Origin of the sequence: Blautia sp. HCP3S3_G3, assembly GCF_052063365.1 — a bacterium.
Classification (GTDB): Bacteria; Bacillota; Clostridia; order Lachnospirales; family Lachnospiraceae; genus Blautia_A.
This window is the reverse complement of the sequence record NZ_JBQHXR010000016.1, coordinates 16,589-34,456: the sequence shown is the minus strand read 5'-3', so window position 1 is coordinate 34,456 and position 17,868 is coordinate 16,589. Positions and strand designations below refer to the sequence as shown.

General features: G+C 44.9%; 15 protein-coding genes. 9 read left to right on the top strand and 6 right to left on the bottom strand.

All coding sequences use genetic code 11. The features are described from left to right. The first annotated feature begins 184 nt into the window (after window positions 1–184). A complete protein-coding gene (locus tag ACTNEW_RS12275; protein WP_441061393.1) occupies window positions 185–613 on the top strand; it encodes an amino acid-binding protein in 429 nt (142 codons plus the stop codon). A 116-nt stretch (window positions 614–729) separates the two neighbouring features. Here the strand turns inward: ACTNEW_RS12275 and ACTNEW_RS12270 are convergent, their stop codons facing one another. Further along, window positions 730–1,413: a DUF3786 domain-containing protein gene (locus ACTNEW_RS12270; protein WP_441061390.1), complete on the bottom strand. Its 684-nt coding sequence runs from the start codon at window positions 1,411–1,413 to the stop codon at window positions 730–732. A 290-nt stretch (window positions 1,414–1,703) separates the two neighbouring features. Here ACTNEW_RS12270 and ACTNEW_RS12265 point away from each other — a divergent pair, with 290 nt between their 5' ends. Next, a complete protein-coding gene (locus ACTNEW_RS12265; protein ID WP_441061388.1) occupies window positions 1,704–2,420 on the top strand; it encodes an AzlC family ABC transporter permease in 717 nt (238 codons plus the stop codon). Further along, window positions 2,410–2,727 (top strand): AzlD domain-containing protein, encoded by a 318-nt coding sequence (locus ACTNEW_RS12260; RefSeq protein WP_441061385.1) that lies wholly within the window; start codon window positions 2,410–2,412, stop codon window positions 2,725–2,727. Before ACTNEW_RS12265 ends, ACTNEW_RS12260 begins: the two co-directional genes overlap by 11 nt. Before the next feature lie 72 nt (window positions 2,728–2,799). Here ACTNEW_RS12260 and dapF read toward each other — a convergent pair whose 3' ends face one another. After that, complete coding sequence (dapF, locus tag ACTNEW_RS12255; protein WP_441061383.1) at window positions 2,800–3,654, bottom strand: diaminopimelate epimerase; 855 nt, start codon at window positions 3,652–3,654, stop codon at window positions 2,800–2,802. Between the two features lie 212 nt (window positions 3,655–3,866). Then, window positions 3,867–5,120, bottom strand: coding sequence for a [FeFe] hydrogenase H-cluster maturation GTPase HydF (gene hydF, locus ACTNEW_RS12250; protein ID WP_441061380.1), 1,254 nt, complete (start codon window positions 5,118–5,120; stop codon window positions 3,867–3,869). A 269-nt stretch (window positions 5,121–5,389) separates the two neighbouring features. Here hydF and ACTNEW_RS12245 point away from each other — a divergent pair, with 269 nt between their 5' ends. From ACTNEW_RS12245 to ACTNEW_RS12230, 4 genes are all read left to right on the top strand, one after another. Continuing rightward, entirely contained in the window at window positions 5,390–6,274 is an 885-nt protein-coding gene (locus ACTNEW_RS12245) for a transporter substrate-binding domain-containing protein (RefSeq protein ID WP_441061377.1), read from the top strand. Between the two features lie 151 nt (window positions 6,275–6,425). Beyond that, a complete protein-coding gene (locus ACTNEW_RS12240) occupies window positions 6,426–7,211 on the top strand; it encodes an amino acid ABC transporter permease (protein ID WP_441061374.1) in 786 nt (261 codons plus the stop codon). Between the two features lie 37 nt (window positions 7,212–7,248). Then, complete coding sequence (locus ACTNEW_RS12235) at window positions 7,249–7,971, top strand: amino acid ABC transporter ATP-binding protein (RefSeq protein ID WP_441061463.1); 723 nt, start codon at window positions 7,249–7,251, stop codon at window positions 7,969–7,971. Between the two features lie 14 nt (window positions 7,972–7,985). Next, complete coding sequence (locus tag ACTNEW_RS12230) at window positions 7,986–9,428, top strand: M20 family metallopeptidase (RefSeq protein ID WP_441061372.1); 1,443 nt, start codon at window positions 7,986–7,988, stop codon at window positions 9,426–9,428. Window positions 9,429–9,552: 124 nt separating this feature from the next. Here ACTNEW_RS12230 and ACTNEW_RS12225 read toward each other — a convergent pair whose 3' ends face one another. Both ACTNEW_RS12225 and asnA read right to left on the bottom strand, forming a co-directional pair. After that, window positions 9,553–9,990, bottom strand: a complete 438-nt coding sequence (locus ACTNEW_RS12225) for a CBS domain-containing protein (RefSeq protein ID WP_441061370.1) — start codon at window positions 9,988–9,990, stop codon at window positions 9,553–9,555. 185 nt (window positions 9,991–10,175) lie between these two features. Continuing rightward, on the bottom strand, window positions 10,176–11,183 hold the full coding sequence (gene asnA, locus ACTNEW_RS12220) for an aspartate--ammonia ligase (RefSeq protein ID WP_441061367.1): 1,008 nt from the start codon (window positions 11,181–11,183) through the stop codon (window positions 10,176–10,178). 388 nt (window positions 11,184–11,571) lie between these two features. Between asnA and nrdD the strand changes: the two genes are divergently transcribed. Beyond that, window positions 11,572–13,707 carry an anaerobic ribonucleoside-triphosphate reductase gene (gene nrdD, locus ACTNEW_RS12215; protein ID WP_441061365.1) on the top strand — a complete coding sequence of 712 codons (2,136 nt, stop codon included), beginning with the start codon at window positions 11,572–11,574 and terminating at the stop codon, window positions 13,705–13,707. A 262-nt stretch (window positions 13,708–13,969) separates the two neighbouring features. Here nrdD and arcC read toward each other — a convergent pair whose 3' ends face one another. Further along, entirely contained in the window at window positions 13,970–14,902 is a 933-nt protein-coding gene (gene arcC, locus ACTNEW_RS12210) for a carbamate kinase (protein WP_441061363.1), read from the bottom strand. 723 nt (window positions 14,903–15,625) lie between these two features. Here arcC and ACTNEW_RS12205 point away from each other — a divergent pair. After that, the gene (locus ACTNEW_RS12205) at window positions 15,626–17,812 is read left to right on the top strand and encodes a hypothetical protein (RefSeq protein ID WP_441061360.1); all 2,187 of its coding nucleotides are present in this window, start codon (window positions 15,626–15,628) and stop codon (window positions 17,810–17,812) included. Window positions 17,813–17,868: the final 56 nt, after the last annotated feature.

The window sequence follows — 17,868 nt, the reverse complement described above, 5'->3', positions numbered from 1 at the left end:
TTCAAGATTACAGTTCATGGGAACGGAGTGAACAGCAGTGTTTCCAGAGCGTATGGGAAAATTGCTTTCTGACAGATGCGGCGCATAGATTCTTGCGGAATCATGGGTATCGTGGTAGTATTATCTGGAGCGGAATACGATATTTACAGGAAAAAGTGAATAAGTAGAAAAGAGGAGAAAAATTATGATCAAACAGAATATTGTTTTTGTGGAAAATAAGGCAGGAAGCCTTCGGAAAGTGACAGAAATTCTGGCAGGAGAAAAAATTGACATTTATGGATTTGCATGTTTTGATGCACCGGAATTTGCCCTTTTCCGTATGGTATCCAGTGATGCGGAAAAAGCAGAAAAAGTTCTTACAGAAGATGGTTTTATCAACCGTATTACCAATGTAATCGCAGTAAATGTGAAGGATGAAGTCGGAGGGCTGGATGAGATTCTGAATGTAGTCGGTGAGAGCAATATCAGTCTAGATTATATTTATACCTCCTATCACAGAACCAATCAGATTCCGGTTGTGATTCTGCATTCAGATGAGATCTTTCTTACAGAAAGTATTCTCAGGAATAATGGATTTAAAGCTATAGACAGTGTGGATGAGCTTGTGAAATAAAGCGGATTGTTCAGTGCATCGCTCTGCGGCGGAGAGGAATTATATTGCGAAAGCAATCCGCCGCAGTCGGAGAATCCTGCAGAGCAGGATTCTTTTTAACTGAGCAATCTTTTGTTTTACCGGATATCCCCGCCCATCAGATGGTCGATGTTTCCGATTCCGGATTCTTCGCCAAGACGTCTTGCAAAGTCAGAAGCAACGCATACAACGGTTTCTTCATGAAGGAAATCCGTAATCTCCGCATCAAAAAGCATGTTGGCCTGAGCGTCAAATTCCTCGTCTCCATCCCAGAAAATAACCGTCAGAGGCATCCAGGGGAATGCATGAATAACATACCCCACATCCCCCTGGGAAATGGGGGTTCCATGGAGTGCCAGACAGGCTTTTTCCAGTTCCTGTATATGCCCGTTGAATGTTTGAGCCAGTGGTTTCAGAATGGTTCGCTGAAAGGTAGGATCAAAGGGGGCCGCGCGTTTGACATGGCGAAACGGAACAAAGGTTCCGCAGACCTTTGCCTGGGGTTTGGCATAATAAAACAGGTTGTAGATGGTGATAATTGTATTGAATTTCAGGCGCTTTTCCGGATCGTCTGTAAGTGTGGTCATACCGGTTGTGCGGTCAATACGGTAGATCTGTGAAAAATAGGGGATATACAGTGCTTTCTCGTCGGCTTCCAGAGAAAAGCGCCGGATCAGTTCTTCCTGATCCATTTCCAGAAATTTATTGCGCCAATTTTCACAGGTAAGTTCATAGTGGTCAACGGGCTTTCCCTCCCGCTGTGTGATATAGCTGTCTCTCATGTGATTCCTCCAGTGCTTGTAATAAATTCATCATACCACAGATTTGTAGAAGACGGGTAAAATTCTCCAAAAACATATAGAATCTTCATAATACAGTTCTAATCAAAAGCTCTGAGAATTCTGGTTGAAGTTGTCAGGATGCAGTGATAGAATAAAAGAAGTCTGAAATGACAGGATAAATGGAATTCTGCCATGAAAGAACAAATGAGGAAATCGGATACATCGGTTTGCCGGTTATTTGATGCAGCTGCTTTGAAACCGGTGTATGAAATGATGGAGGGAGAAGTTTTATGGATATCGTAAGCTTTCGACGAGGACTGAAGGATGGAGTCCCGATCGGACTTGGCTATTTTGCAGTATCGTTTACATTTGGTATGATGGCGGTTTCCGGAGGAATGAGCACCTGGCAGGCCGCTTTGATCTCGCTGACCAATCTTACTTCCGCAGGGCAGTTTGCGGGACTGGATATCATACTGGCATCCGGATCCTATTGGGAAATGGCGCTGACACAGCTGATCATTAATCTCCGGTATTGCCTGATGTCGTTTTCTCTGGCACAGAAACTGCGCAGAGATGTGCCGTGGGCACACCGATTTGTGGTGGCATTCGGTGTGACAGATGAGATTTTTGGAGTCAGTGCAAGTCAGGAGGGAAAAATCAGCCCCTGGTATAATTATGGCGCCATGTGTGTGGCAATACCCGGCTGGACACTGGGAACTATCGCAGGAGGTATTTCGGGAAATCTGCTTCCGGCATTTATGGTTAGTGCACTGAGTGTTGCTATTTACGGAATGTTTCTGGCAGTGATCATTCCTACGGCCAAGAAAAACCGGGCTGTACTGGGTGTTGTGATCGGAGCCATGGCAGTGAGCAGCCTGTTTGCGGTAGTTCCGGTATTGAAGAAGGTCTCTTCCGGTTTTGTGATCATTATTACAACGGTAGTGGTGGCAGGAATCGCTGCCCTGATCTGTCCGGTAAAAGAGGAGGAAAACGCTCATGAGTCATAATATTTATGTATATATTCTGGTGATGGCAGGGGTTACCTATCTGATTCGTATGCTTCCGCTGGTATTATTTCGCAGAGAAATCACCAGTCCTTTTGTAAAGTCGTTTTTGTATTATGTTCCCTATGCATGTTTGGCAGCAATGACATTTCCGGCCATTCTTTTTTCGACGTCAAGTGTGATTTCGGCTGTGGTCGGGTTTGCCGTGGCGCTGATCGCGGCATATAAAGAAAAAAGCCTGCTGACAGTGGCATTGTGTGCATGTGCGGCAGTGTTCGTGGCAGAGAGGATATTGGAAATAGTGGCATGATGCCATGTGAAAGAAAAAAGACAAGCGCGGGAACTTGTCTTTTTTCTTTTTGTCTATGTATTTGAAAATCTTTTATTCCCCAAGGAAAGCAAGGTCGATTTCCCCGTCAAAAACAGTAGCAGCCGGGCCTGTCATATAAACCAGGTTTTCTGCCTGATCCCAGAAAATCTGCAGATCACCGCCGAGAAGTTTTACTGTGACCGGTTTGTCACCATCCACATGACCGTTCAGGATGGAAGCAACCGCAACTGCGCAGGCACCGGTTCCGCAGGCAAGTGTTTCTCCGGAACCTCTTTCCCAGACACGCATCTGAACCGTATGACGGTCAAGAACTTTTACAAATTCGGTATTGACTCTGTCCGGGAATACAAGGTGGTTTTCGAAAGATGGCCCTATTTTTTCGAGATCCAGATTGTCGATTTCGTCCATATAGATGATCGCATGAGGATTTCCCATGGAAACAGCAGTCATATGGTAGGTGTTTCCGTCGACATCTATAGGGGCGTCAATGACCTGTTCTGTTTCTGCGACAACCGGGATCTGGGAAGCTGTAAGGATCGGTGATCCCATATTGACTTTTACCATGGAGACTTTGCCGTCTTTTATCGTGAGATCCAGGTATTTGATGCCGCTTCTGGTTGCAACGCTGATGCTGGTTTTGTCCACGATACCGTAATCGTAGGCATATTTGGCCACGCAGCGGATACCGTTGCCGCACATGGCTCCCTGTGAGCCGTCCAGATTGTACATATCCATTTCGCAGTCTGCAATATCTGACGGTTTGATGAGAATCAGCCCGTCAGAACCGATGCCGAAATGACGGTCACTGACGAATTTGGCAACCTCTGATGGATTTTTAACAGTTTCCTGAAAACAGTTGACATATACGTAATCGTTTCCGATCCCATGCATTTTGGTAAATTTCATTGTAATTCCTCCTTAAAAGTCCGGCAGTTTTATGAATGATCTGAAAAGACTGACATTGCCGGTATTATTTATACTTTTGCAGAATGTGTGCTGTCGCTCAGGGCAGATTCTGCGTTCCCCTCTTCCGGAACATTTTCCCATTATATAGAATAAATGTTACCAAAATGTGTGCATTCTGAAAAAATTGCGGTTTGCTGATTATGTGAAATCGGTCAGTTCAGTAATTTCAGAATTTCCGGGAATGGTTCCAGGCTGCGCCTGAGAATGCCGGTTACCTGTGCGATAAGAATTCCATAATTTGTGATAGGAACATTCTGATCACAGCAGCAGGCAATGCGGTATTTCATTTCACGTTCGTTCAGCATACAGCCGCCGCAGTGAACGACCAGCTTATAGGAACTCACATCATCGGGAAATTCTGTGCCGGAAGTAAATTCAAAAACAGGTTCTTTGCCGGTATACTGGCGGATCCAGTTAGGCATTTTGAATGTGCCGATATCATCGCACTGGCGGTGATGGGTACAGCCTTCTGCGATCAGGATCTTATCACCGTCCTGAATGGAATCCAGCGCTGCAACCCCGCGGACAGAGGTTTCCAGATCTCCCTTGTATCTGGCAAAAAGGATGGAAAAAGAGGTCAGAGTGATGTCATCAGGTGTGTCTTTGGATACACGGGCAAAGGCCTGGCTGTCAGTAATGACCATGGACGGTTTGATTCCTTTGGTAATCAGAAGATCCAGTGTGGCTTTTAATTCTGTATCCCTTACCACGAGAGAAGATGCTCCGGATTCCAGAATCGCGCGGATCGTCTGCTGCTGCGGCAGGATCAGACGGCCTTTCGGCGCTGCCTTGTCAATGGGAACGACCAGGATCACCAGATCGAGAGGATGGATAAGGTCCGTAATAATTGGATATTTATGCGTATCTTCCGGTTTCAGAGAAGCGATGATCTCTTTCAGTTCCTGAATATTGGTGTGCGTTTCTGCACTCACCCAGATTTCCCGTCCGCAATTATCGGAGTTTGAAGAAAGACTTGCAGATGCGGCAAGTTCCGCCTGCTGTTCCTGGGGCATGAGATCCAGTTTGTTATATACAATCAGATAAGAGATGCCTTTTGCCTGGAATCTGGCGATCAGTTCCTCTTCCTCGGGTGTTTTGCCGAGAGTGCCGTCTATTACCAGAACTGCGATATCTGTTTTGTTCAGGACCTGATAGCTCTTTTTGACGCGAAGAGAACCAAGTTCCCCGCTGTCGTCAATGCCGGGGGTATCCACGACCATGACCGGTCCCAGCGGAAGAAGTTCCATTGTCTTATAAACGGGGTCCGTGGTAGTGCCCTTAACATCTGACACAATTGCCAGATTCTGACCGGTAACAGCGTTGATTACGCTGGATTTGCCGGCATTACGCTTTCCAAAAAAGCTGATATGTACCCGTTCAGCTGCCGGTGTCTGATTCATTCCCATAAAAACCCTCCCTGTCTCATTTCCTCATCCTGTAGCTCACACATGTTCCTTCCTTTTATTATAAAAAAAACTGGTTTATTATGCAACAGATTTGACAGGAAGAATGAAATTTTGGCGAAGATACGGTAGAAGACGTCGAAATTTGTATGTAAATAACAGAAATACATCTTGCATAATTTGAGAAATCCGTTATAATGTAAAAATAATGAATACCATTTAATATTTATGCATATTTCTGGATGACGGAAATATGAAAAAGGAGGATATCTATGAAAAAAGGATTACTTGCACTTAGTCTGGCTGCATGTATGGCATTCAGCTCTACAGCAGTATTTGCCGAAGAAGCAGCAGCTGATCTGACAACGGTTACAGAAGGAAAGCTTACTGTGGCAACGAGCCCGGATTTTGCTCCATATGAATTCTATTCTATCGATGAAGATGGAAATCCGACACTTGCAGGATTTGACCTGTCACTTGCACAGTATATTGCTGATTATGCAGGACTGGAACTGGAAGTAGTTCCAATGGATTTTGACGGTGTTCTGACAGAACTTGCCAATGGCTCTGTGGATATTGGATTAGCAGGACTTTCTCCAGATCCGGCACGTGAAGATGCAATGGCTTTTTCTGATATTTATTACAAAGGCGGTCAGTCTCTTGTAACAATTAAAGACAATGCAGAAACCTATAACTCTATTGAGGCATGCAACAATTCTGACGTATCTGTTGGTGCGCAGATTGGTTCCATCCAGATGGATCTGGCAAATGAAAATACTCCGGATGCAGACATCGTTGCGCTTCCTAAGGTAACAGATCTGATTTCCGAGCTGATCGCAGGCAAACTGGATGCGGCATTTATCGAAACTGCTGTAGCAGAAAGCTATCAGAAAAACTATCCGGAACTGGAAATCGTAGCAGATGTTCCATATGAAGTGGAAGGATCTGCAGTTGGTGTAAATAAAGGAAATGAAGCGCTTCTGAAAGTGGTAAATGAAGCAATCGCTGCTGCTCTGGAAGATGGAACGATGGATGATTTTATTGCGGAAGCAAATGCTCTTGCAGCAGGCGAGAAATACGAAGGACTTCTGGATGATGAGAACAGCGTTCCGGAAGAAGCTGCTGAAGATGTAGCTGAGGAAACAGCTGAAGAATAAAAGCAGTTTATAAACTGAATAAGGTTTAATAGCAATTGAGCAGGGAGCTTGCTGCATGAACGGGAAAAGTGCGGCGGCTCCCTGTTGAACAGTCATAGCCATGTTCCTGTTTCGGATAGGAACGTAATCAAAATGCAGAGAGGAGTCATTTATGGATTCGTTTATCAAATTCAGTAATTTTTCCAAAATCCTTCCCTATGCCCAATTATTTCGGCAGGGTATGCTGGTTACCATACTTCTGTCGTTATTTACGGTTGCGATCGGATTTTGTCTGGCATTGATTCTGGCGCTGATGCGTCTTTCGAACTTCCGTCCACTTCGTTTTCTTGGGATTGATAAGAACGGACATGAGAGACAGGGGGGATTCCTGGAATTGGTCAGCAGATTTAATCCTCTGAATTTTATTGCTACAGCATATGTGGAAATTCTGAGATCTACTCCTGTGCTGGTGCAGATTTTTATTATTTATTATGGTGTGTTCGGATTGATTGAACTGCCGAGTTTTCAGGTGTTCGGATTTATTAAATTTGACCGTTTCTTTCCGGGAGTGGTAGCTCTTGGCATGAATTCCGGAGCTTATCTTTGTGAAATTATCCGTTCCGGAGTTCAGTCTATTGATGGAGGACAGACAGAAGCTGCACGTTCTCTGGGGCTTTCTCAGGTACAGAACCTGCGTTATATCATACTCCCACAGGCACTGAAGAATATTCTGCCTGCGATTGCCAATGAATTTGTTGTTATTATCAAAGAATCAGCAATTACCTATACGATAGGTGTTCAGGATATCATGTCTGCAGTAAATGCAGTAAAGGGAGCGACTTTTGTGATTATTGAACCGCTTCTGGTAGCAACGGCAATTTATTTCTGCCTGTGTTTCCCGACTTCGAAAGTAATTGCATATTTTGAAAGGAGAATGAGCCGTGGCGACAAGAGATAGTCTGATTCAGGTAACTGATTTGAAAAAACATTACAACATGGGCGCCATCAAGGCTCTGGATGGTGTGACTACCAACATTTATCAGGGAGATGTGGTCGTAGTCATCGGACCTTCCGGATCTGGAAAGTCCACGTTTTTGAGAAGTCTGAATCTTCTTGAAGAACCGACCGGTGGTTCGATCATGTTTGATGGAATCGATATTACTAAGAAAAAATACAAAGATGCCAGTGGAAAAACAGTGAAACTGAATATTGATCAGCTCAGACAGAAAATGGGAATGGTATTTCAGCATTTTAATCTGTTTCCTCATATGACAATTCTGGATAATATGGTGCTGGCTCCGGTAAAGGTAAAGGGGATGGACAGAGCAGAGGCTGAGAAAAAAGCTCTGGCTCTGCTGGAACGTGTCGGCCTGGGAGACAGGGCATCTGCTTATCCGATCCAGCTTTCCGGCGGACAGAAACAGCGTGTTGCCATTGTGCGGGCACTTGCTATGGAACCGCAGGTAATGCTTTTTGACGAACCGACATCTGCTCTGGACCCGGAAATGGTGGGAGAAGTTCTGGATGTTATGAAAGAGCTTGCAAGAGAAGGAATGACGATGGTATGCGTGACTCATGAGATGGGGTTTGCCCGTGAAGTGGGAAATCGCGTATTATTTATGGATCAGGGAAAATTACTGGAGGAAGGGACTCCGGAAGATATTTTTGAACATCCGAAGAATCTGAGACTTCAGGATTTTCTCTCAAAGGTATTGTAGGGAGACAGAATGAAATGACAAAAGAAAAAGAGCGGGCACTGGAAGCCATTGAGGAAAAAGCAGATCTGATCCGCAGTGCAGCGGATAAAGTCTGGGAGTATGCAGAGCTTTCTCTTCAGGAAACAAAATCAGCAGCTTATTATTGTGAAATATTAAAAAAAGAAGGATTTCAGGTAGAAGAAAAGGTATCGGACATCGAAACGGCATTTTCTGCTTCATACGGAAGCGGAAGGCCGGTAATTGGAATCCTTGCAGAGTACGATGCACTGTCCGGTCTTTCTCAGAAAGCGGGAAGTCTTGAAAGAGAAGAACTTGTACCCGGCGGCAGCGGACACGGATGCGGACATAATCTTCTCGGTGCAGGAGCCCTTGCGGCAGCCCTTGGGATTAAGGCTTATCTTGAGGATCATCCGGAAGAGGGAACGGTGATTCTCTATGGCTGTCCAGGGGAAGAAGGAGCGGCTTCAAAGGCATTTATGGCACGTGACGGTGTATGGAAGAAACTGGATGCCGCACTCACCTGGCATCCGGAAGATGTCAATGAGGTGGCTACCGGATCATCCAATTCCTGTATCCAGGTTCAGTATAAATTTCAGGGAATTGCCTCTCATGCGGCAGGTGCGCCGGAGATGGGGAGAAGCGCTTTGGATGCAGTGGAACTGATGAACATCGGTGTTCAGTTCCTCAGAGAACATATGAGTGATAAGGCGAGAATTCATTATGCAATTACAGATACCGGCGGGTGCAGCCCGAATGTGGTGCAGCCAAGGGCTTCTGTTTTGTATATGATCCGTTCCAATCATGTTGCGGAAGCGATTGAGCTGGAAAAACGGGTAGATAAAATTGCTGAGGGTGCTGCTCTGATGACAGAGACTTCGTTTGAAAAGAAGTTTATAGATGGACTTGCTGATACGGTGAGCAATTTTGCACTGGAACGTGTACTTTATGAGAATTTCCGGGAAATCGGAGTACCGTCCTACACTTCGGAAGAACATGATTTTGCAGATAAACTTGCCATGACATATTCTTCAGAGGAATATCTGCCTGGGGTAGCTGCGGAATTTGATCCGGATCTTCGGGAAGAGGTGCATGAACTGCGGAAGAAAAACGGTCATGCCATGAATGAATTTCTGGCTCCGCTGTATCAGGGGGAAGCCTTTAAGGCAGGGTCTACGGATGTGGGAGATGTGAGCTGGCTTGTACCTACTGCTCAGATTCATGTAGCTTCGTGGCCGAATGGATGTCCGGGACACAGTTGGCAGAACGTGTCCTGTGATGGAACGGAAATTGGGAAAAAAGCTGCGATTCATGCGGGAAAGGTTCTGGCAGCAGCAGCTATTGATCTGCTTACCAGACCGGAACTTCTGAAAGAAGCAAGAGAAGAATTTGAAAAACGGACAAGAGCAGGATATACCTGCCCGATTCCAAAAGGAGCAATTCCGGTAATACCGGATTAAAAAATATGCGTCAGGGGTGGAAACCTCTGGCGCATATTTGAGTTCCGGCTTATTTATTTATATCACAGAAAAGTTCCTTGCTTTTTCCTATGATATGGAAAAGTTATCCGGGCAGGATTCTTTCTCACAGTTCTTTTTCTGTTTTATCATCGGATGATAATTTCTTAAGCTCTTTGTAGCAATATTTGATAATTTCCTTACGGGTGATGATACCGATGAAATAACCGTTATCATCAACAACCGGGACGTAATTCTGATTAATGGCGCGGTCCAGAAGGTCTTCCATGTCAGAGTTTACATGCACCGGCTTATAGGTGGCTCTGCGGGGAATAGCCATGATCGGGATGGATTCCATGGATTTGATATCCTGGAGATCCAGTCTCTTAATTCCCCATAAAAGATCTCCTTCCGAAATGGTGCCGGTGTATTTGCCGTCCATACTCAGAATCGGAATACAGGAAAACTTCCGGTGTTCCATTTTCTCTAAAGTCTGTCTCAGTGTTTCATCTTCAAAAATGTATGCAACTTCACTTTTCGGTGTTAAAAAAAATAATATGTTCACGTTTATTACCTCATATATTTGATCTGCTGTTTTTCAATTCCTATGATATCATGCAGTCTGGGCAATTTCAATAAAACAGATTATTAAAATTCTGAAAAAATTGTGAAGACAGAACAATCTGGCTCTTCTCCGATGAAAGCAATTTTCAAACACACTCCAGCGGTGAACATCAGACGCTGCAGAAGTTAGAGAAGCTGGACTCCATTTGCAGCAGCTTCTTTCATGACTTCTTTCGGCCAGAGAGAAGCGTGTACTTCTCCGATATGAGCTTTGCGAAGGAAGAACATACAGATTCGGGACTGTCCGATACCGCCTCCAATCGTGTATGGCAGTTCTTTATTCAGGATGGCTTTCTGGAAATCAAGCTCCCGTCTGTCATCGCAGCCTGCACTGGCAAGCTGGCGATCCAGTGCTTCTTCATCCACGCGGATTCCCATGGAAGAGAGCTCCAGAGCAATATCCAGAACCGGATAATAAACCAGAATATCTCCATTGAGTTCCCAGTCATCGTAGTCCGGGGCGCGCCCGTCGTGACGTTCTCCGTTGCTCAGGGTCTTGCCTACCTGCATCAGGAAAACAGCACCTTTTTCTTTGACGATCTTGTATTCCCGTTCCTTCGGGGTGCAGTCCGGATACATGTCTACCAGTTCCTGGGTAGAAACAAAGGCAATCTCACGGGGAAGGATTTCCTCGATATAATCATACTGGACTGCCATATATTTCTCTGTTTTGCGAAGAACACTGTAGATGGCACGGACAGTGTTGATCAGGGTCTCCATTGTGCGCTCTTCTTTGGAGATGATTTTTTCCCAGTCCCACTGGTCTACATAGATGGAATGAATGTTGTCTACATCTTCATCCCGGCGGATAGCCACCATATCGGTATATAATCCCTCTCCGTGAGAGAAACCGTATTTTTTCAGTGCGTAGCGCTTCCATTTGGCAAGGGAATGCACGATCTCTGCATTTTCTTCCTGTCCCCTGATGTCAAAGCTGACAGGGCGCTCCACACCATTCAGGTTATCATTGAGACCGGTGGAAGGGGCAACAAAAATCGGTGCGGAAACGCGCAGAAGATTCAGTTTCTGTGCCAGTGTCTGCTGAAAAAAGTCTTTCACTGTCTTGATGGCTACCTGGGTATCATGCAGATTTAAATCTGACTGGTAGCCGACAGGAATCTTAATCTGTTCCATGGAATTTCCTCCTCAATTACACATAATTAATCACTGCTGACCATTATAACAGGAAACAGCGGATATTGCAATTTTGAAGTTGAAAAAAGAAAAACGAACATATGGTTGCTTTTTGGGAGCGGCTTATGTTATGATAAGAAGAAATAAGAGAAGATAAGAGAAAGGAAATCCGAAACAGACAAATCTGTCTGACAGGAGTTTTTTTATGGAAGAAGATTCTGAAATCAGAGCGGTCAATTGTACAAATTATGAAATCCGATAAGATAATAAATACCCTCTTCCTTTTTGCTGGTATATGTGCTATACTGTGACAAGTACACCAGATATGGAGAAAAAATGGGGGAAACGAGGGGTTGACCCACTAGATGTAGTATATAGGAGAACAGGTATGATTTATGTAATTAAGAAAGACGGCACTCGAGAAGAATTTAATCCTCAGAAAATTATAACTGCGGTGAACAAGTCAGCTGCACGTATTTTATATACATTTTCCGATGAAGAGAAAGAGTTTATCTGCCGTTTCGCTCAGGAACATGCGGAATCCCTTGGGAAGAATGAGATTGAGATCCAGGAAATGCACAACATTGTAGAGGGTGCGCTGGAGAGAGTGAATCCTGCGGTTGCCAAGAGTTACCGTGACTACCGCAATTATAAACTGGACTTTATCCACATGATGGATGATGTTTATACCAAGAGTCAGGCGATCCGCTACATTGGAGATAAGAGCAATGCCAATACGGACAGTGCTCTGGTTGCCACCAAGAGAAGTCTGATTTTTAATGAACTGAATAAGGAACTTTACCGGAAATTTTTTATGAACCGCAATGAGCTTCAGGCATGCAAGGACGGGTATATTTACATCCACGATCAGTCTGCCCGTCTGGATACGATGAACTGCTGTCTGTTTGATGTTGCTTCTGTACTGAGCGGCGGTTTTGAAATGGGAAATGTATGGTACAATGAACCCAAGACCCTGGATACGGCATTTGATGTTATGGGTGATATCATTCTGAGTACTGCAGCTCAGCAGTATGGCGGATTTACGGTGCCGGAAGTGGATAAGATCCTTGCTCCGTATGCCCAGAAGAGTTATGACAAATACATTCAGGAATTTATGAAATACTCTGATCCGAACTGGAGCGGCAGAGAGGAGAAAGCCATTGAATACGCACTGGATAAGGTTCGCAGGGATTATGACCAGGGCTGGCAGGGAATTGAGTATAAGCTGAATACGGTAGGTTCTTCCCGTGGAGATTATCCGTTTGTAACAGTGACACTGGGACTTGGAACAGAACGGTTTGAGAAGATGTGCAGTCTTTCTCTTCTGGAAGTTCATATGGGAGGACAGGGCAAGAAAGGCCATAAGAAACCGGTCCTTTTCCCGAAGATTGTGTTCCTTTATGATGAAAACATCCATGGACCTGGCAAATGCTGTGAGGATATCTTTGAAGCAGGTGTGGAATGCTCTTCCAAGACCATGTATCCGGACTGGCTGTCCATGTCCGGCAAGGGATATATTTCCAGCATGTATAAGCGTTATGGCAAGGTTATCAGCCCGATGGGCTGCCGTGCTTTTCTGAGCCCATGGTATGAGCGTGGAGGGATGCATCCGGCAGATGATCAGGATGTTCCGGTATTTGTGGGAAGATTTAATGTGGGTGCAGTCAGCCTGCATCTTCCGATGATTCTTGCTAAAGCCCGTGCTGAGAGCAGAGATTTTTATGAAGTACTGGACTTCTATCTGGAGATGATCCGTAATCTGCATATCCGTACTTATGAATATCTGGGACAGATGCGGGCATCCACCAATCCGCTGGCTTATTGTGAAGGCGGTTTTTACGGCGGACATCTTCAGCCTCATGAAAAAATCGGCAAGATTCTGAAGCCTATGACAGCTTCTTTCGGAATCACCGCCTTGAACGAACTGCAGGAGCTTTATAATGGCAAGTCGATTAAAGAGGATGGACAGTTTGCTCTGGATGTTCTGAAATATATTAATGATAAAGTAAATCAGTTTAAGGAAGAAGACGGATATCTTTATGCAATCTATGGAACACCGGCAGAAAGCCTCTGTGGTCTGCAGGTAGAACAGTTCCGTAAGATGTACGGAATTGTGGAAGGCGTTTCCGACCGTCCGTATGTAAGCAACAGCTTCCACTGCCATGTGACAGAGGACGTTACGCCGATTGAGAAACAGGATCTGGAGGGACGTTTCTGGGAACTTTGCAATGGCGGTAAGATTCAATATGTCCGCTATCCGATCGGATATAATAAAGAAGCCATTCGTACTCTGATCCGTCGTGCCATGGCACTTGGCTATTATGAAGGAGTGAATCTTTCTCTGGCTTATTGTGATGACTGTGGACATGAAGAACTGGAAATGGATGTGTGCCCGGTATGCGGTTCCAAGAATCTGACCAAGATCGACCGTATGAACGGCTACCTTTCCTACAGCCGTGTGCATGGTGATACCCGCCTGAATGAAGCAAAGATGGCAGAGATCGCAGAGCGTGTATCTATGTAACATCCGCAAGGTGGCTCCGCGGTCACGGATGCAGTAATCTGAACCAGCAGGTGGTTTATAAAGACGGAACAATTTATGAAAATGGTGTTTCCAGCAATTCTCCGGATATGGGAGTTCGTCCGGCCATGTGGGTTCGCCGTAAGAGATAACAGACAATGAAAGAAAAATGACAGGCGGTCGTGGAGACCGCCTGTTTTGTGCAAAAAGAGATATTTCAGATTTTGTCACTTTCTTTTTTGAAGAAATCATAATTTCCGGTGGATTATTTAATGATTGTTCCGGTTTTGCCTCTGTAGGCATCTTTGGCATGGGCAATGTCTGTAATAATGGTTCTGCGTCCTTCTCCTTTTTCGACAAAGGAAACACCTGCTTCAAACTTCGGAAGCATGGAACCCGGGGCAAACTGATTGTCCGCAATGTGTTTCTTCGCTTCTTCGGTATCCATCTCATCCAGAAATTCTTCATTATTCTGTCCAAGATTCAGGCTGACCTTTTCTACACTGGTGAGGATCATCAGGGTATCCGCATTCAGCTGTTCTGCCAGAAGCCCACTGGTAAGGTCTTTCTCAATGATCGCACTGGCACCATGAAGGCGTACGCCCTGTTCCATGACAGGAATTCCGCCGCCGCCTGCTGCAATGACAATCTGTCCGGCGTCAACCAGTGTACGGATGGTTTCGAGTTCGATGATTTTCTGCGGCTTGGGTGCAGCTACGATTCTGCGGTAGCCATTGTCAGAGATTTTCGTGACAAAATTACCTTTTTCTTCTTCTGCCTCTGCTTCTTCTTCGTTCAGTACACGGCCGATAATCTTTTCCGGTTCTGCAAATGCATCATCGTAAGGATCGATTACTACCTGAGTCAGTACGGTTGCGACTGGTTTATAGATTCCGCGGGAAATCAGTTCTGTGCGGATCGCGTTCTGAAGATCGTATCCAATATAGCCCTGGCTCATTGCAGAGCAAACGGACATGGGAGCAAATGTATAATCAGGATGGGCCTTGCCGAACTCGTTCATGGCAGTGTGAATCATGCCGACCTGAGGGCCATTGCTGTGTGAAATGACAACGGATGTGCCTTCTTCAACCAGGTCTGCGATGGCCTTGGCGGCGACTTTGGTGGCAACCTGCTGTTCCGGAAGGGTAGTACCCAAAGCTCTGTGGCCCAATGCAACTACTACGATTTTTTCGCTCATAGGGAATACCTCATTTCTGTCTGATTTATCTTTTTATTATAAAAGACATGGGCGGGAAATGCAATAAAAGAATGAGGAAAAAGGAAAAGTCGCCTGCTAAACAGACGACTCGTTTCCTTTACTTTTTTGAGGGGGGAGATAGAGAGTGGTTTTCATCTATCCGAGATTTATTATATCCAAGAAATGTGTGCAAAGTGTGTATTGTTTCTAAAAGAAATCGAAAATTTCTAAATCGTTTATTAACTGAGGATGTTCAGATTCGTATGAAACGTAAATGCTTGCTGTTCAGATTCGTCTTAAATGTAAATGCCTGCTGTCCAGGAATTTCCGGAAATATAAAAGAAATATAAAAAGGATAAAGAATTCAGGAATTGCTTGTGCGTGAAGTGAAAACATGGTATGTTTTAAATGTCACACTCCCATATCTTTCGGAGTGTATCAATTCTTATTCGCCGGATCGGCGAAATTACCCATTCTTTTTTAATATCGGTGAAGGGAGGAATGCCTATGAGTGTATTCTGGTACATCAGTTTGTTTTGATGATGGAACAGGGCTGTTGACAAGTAGTATGCATAATTTCTGTGCATCATAAAGCGTGTTACTGAGAACGGAGAGAACAGTAACATTCAGGGACTGCACAGAAGAACAGGAGCAGAGAAGTTTGGAAGTGAACTTCCAAATCTACCATTATTGACGCAGCAAGTGCGTCAGGAAAGAGGAAATATGAAGAATAAAAGATTATGCAGATTGGGGAATCTGGGCATGGCAGTACTTCTGATATCCGGAATGGTATCCGGCATTTTTGCAGGGGAAGTTTATGGGGATGCTATGGAGCAGGAAAGCAATATTCCTGAGATGAAAACAACGGCAGTTTGGACGGATGAGGAAAACTTCCGGGCTGAACTTGCTGTGGAAATTACCGGATTGAAAGAGTGGATGGATGCGTACAATAAGAGAGAAGATGCGAAATCAGAAGAAGAGGAAGAAAAACAATCGGAAAAAAGTGAGGTTTCGGAGAAACCAGAAGACCAGACAGAAAAAAACGGAACTCCGGAGATTTCAGAAGAACAGCTGGAAAACAACGGGCCTACGGAGAAACCAGAAGAACAGCCGGAAAAAAGCGGGATTCCGGGGATTTCAGAAGAACAGTCAGGAGAATCTGAAAAGGAATTTTTGGAAGAAACAGCAAAAGAGTCTTCGGAAGCTTCAGCAGAAAAACCTGTAAAAGAATCATCCCAAAAGTATCCGGAAGAAACATCAAAAGACTTTTCCGAAGAATCCCCGGAAGAATTTTCCGAAACAAGATCAGAAGAAACCGCGAAAGAAGCAGAAGCCGATGTTATTGCGGAGATTTCCCCATATCGTCCGACCTGCAGAAGAATGACAATCGCTGGAGTAACAGAAGATTCTTCAGAAAAAATGTATGCAGCAGGAAAAGTGTATGCTGCAGGAATGGTAGATGCAGCGGAAACGGTATATGTCGCAGAAATGGTAAAAGCAGTAAAATCTGTGACAGATGTCCGTTCAGTTTCGGAGAAATTTTTCGGCAGTAATCAAGAAGAATCTACAGAGCTGATACTGGATGCCTGGATTTCTCAGTATTTTTATGTGCCTGAAGAGGAACTTCCGGAAAATTGCAGTTCCCGGATTCTGATGCTTCCGGGTGAAGAGGAAGAGCCTGTTGCAGTGACAGAAGTGGTCTGGATATTCCCGGAAGAAGAAATCGTGGACAAAAGCAGTGTGTCGATCCCTTTGATTTTGAAAGAAGAATACCGTTATTGTGAAAAGGTACGACAGCTGGAAGTTCTTGTAAAAACAGAAGAAAACGGGAGTATAGAGAATCCGACAGAAGAAACGGAGAAGAGTACGGGAGGATTGACGTTGTCTGTATCGGGAGAAAGTCAGCCTGAAATTTTGTTGACAGAGATAAATCCGGTCTTTCTGGAAACACCGGTTACCATGGCTGATTACACGATATCTGTAAAAACAGATAAAGAAAATCCCAAAGCGGGTGAGACACTTTCTTACATGGTAACGGTTACAAATACCGGGAGTCAGCCCCTTCCGCTGATCACGCTGGAGAGCAGTCTCAGTCCCTCAGAACTTCCATGCAGCTGGAGTTCGGAGGAAGGTCAGGAAACTGACGTAACCGGCAGAACTGTCATATTGACTGATTTGAAGCCGGGAGAAATACGCCAGGCTGCATGCCGGGTGAAATTGCCTGAGGACCAGAGTGAGCCGGTGGTAAACAGAATCACAGCTTCCGCGCAGAAAGCTTCGGATTCGGAAACGCTCCTTGTTCGTGATGTCACCCTGAAAACAGCAGTTACCCCTCTTAAGGTGGATTTTGCAGTAAGCAAATCTGCAGACCGTACTGTGGCAGGACCGGGGGATACGATTACCTATCAGATCTGTATCAGAAATACAGGAGAGCGAACTCTTCATTCTGTCCTTAGTACCGAGCGGTTTCAGATGGAAAATATTCAGGCACAGTTTGTAAAAAAAGACGGAGTTCTGCTGAGCAGTGATAAAACGCAGGCCTTGATCACGGAGATTCCTCCGGGAGAAGTGTTTTCTCTGGATGCGGTAGTGACGCTGCCGGAAGATCTGAAAAGCGGAGAACTGCTGAATCAGGTACTTGTAAAAACAAGGGAGACCGGTGACAAAGTGGTACAGACAACAGCGGCGGTACAGATTCTGGAAATGACTCCGACCCCGTCGCCGGAAAATGCTTCTGCGGATGAACAGGGAGGAACGGAAAACACCTCCGAAAACAGTGGATATCAGGCCTTGGATGCACCAAAAACTTCTGATGATTCCAATCCGGCTTTCTGGCTGATCATGCTTGGCACCGCATTTTTTGCATCAGCAGGCATATGGGGATATCATCAATTTCGCAAAAAACAGTAACCTGGAAAACGCAGACATTGAAAAGGCGGATTAGGTGTGATATTCTATAATGGAAT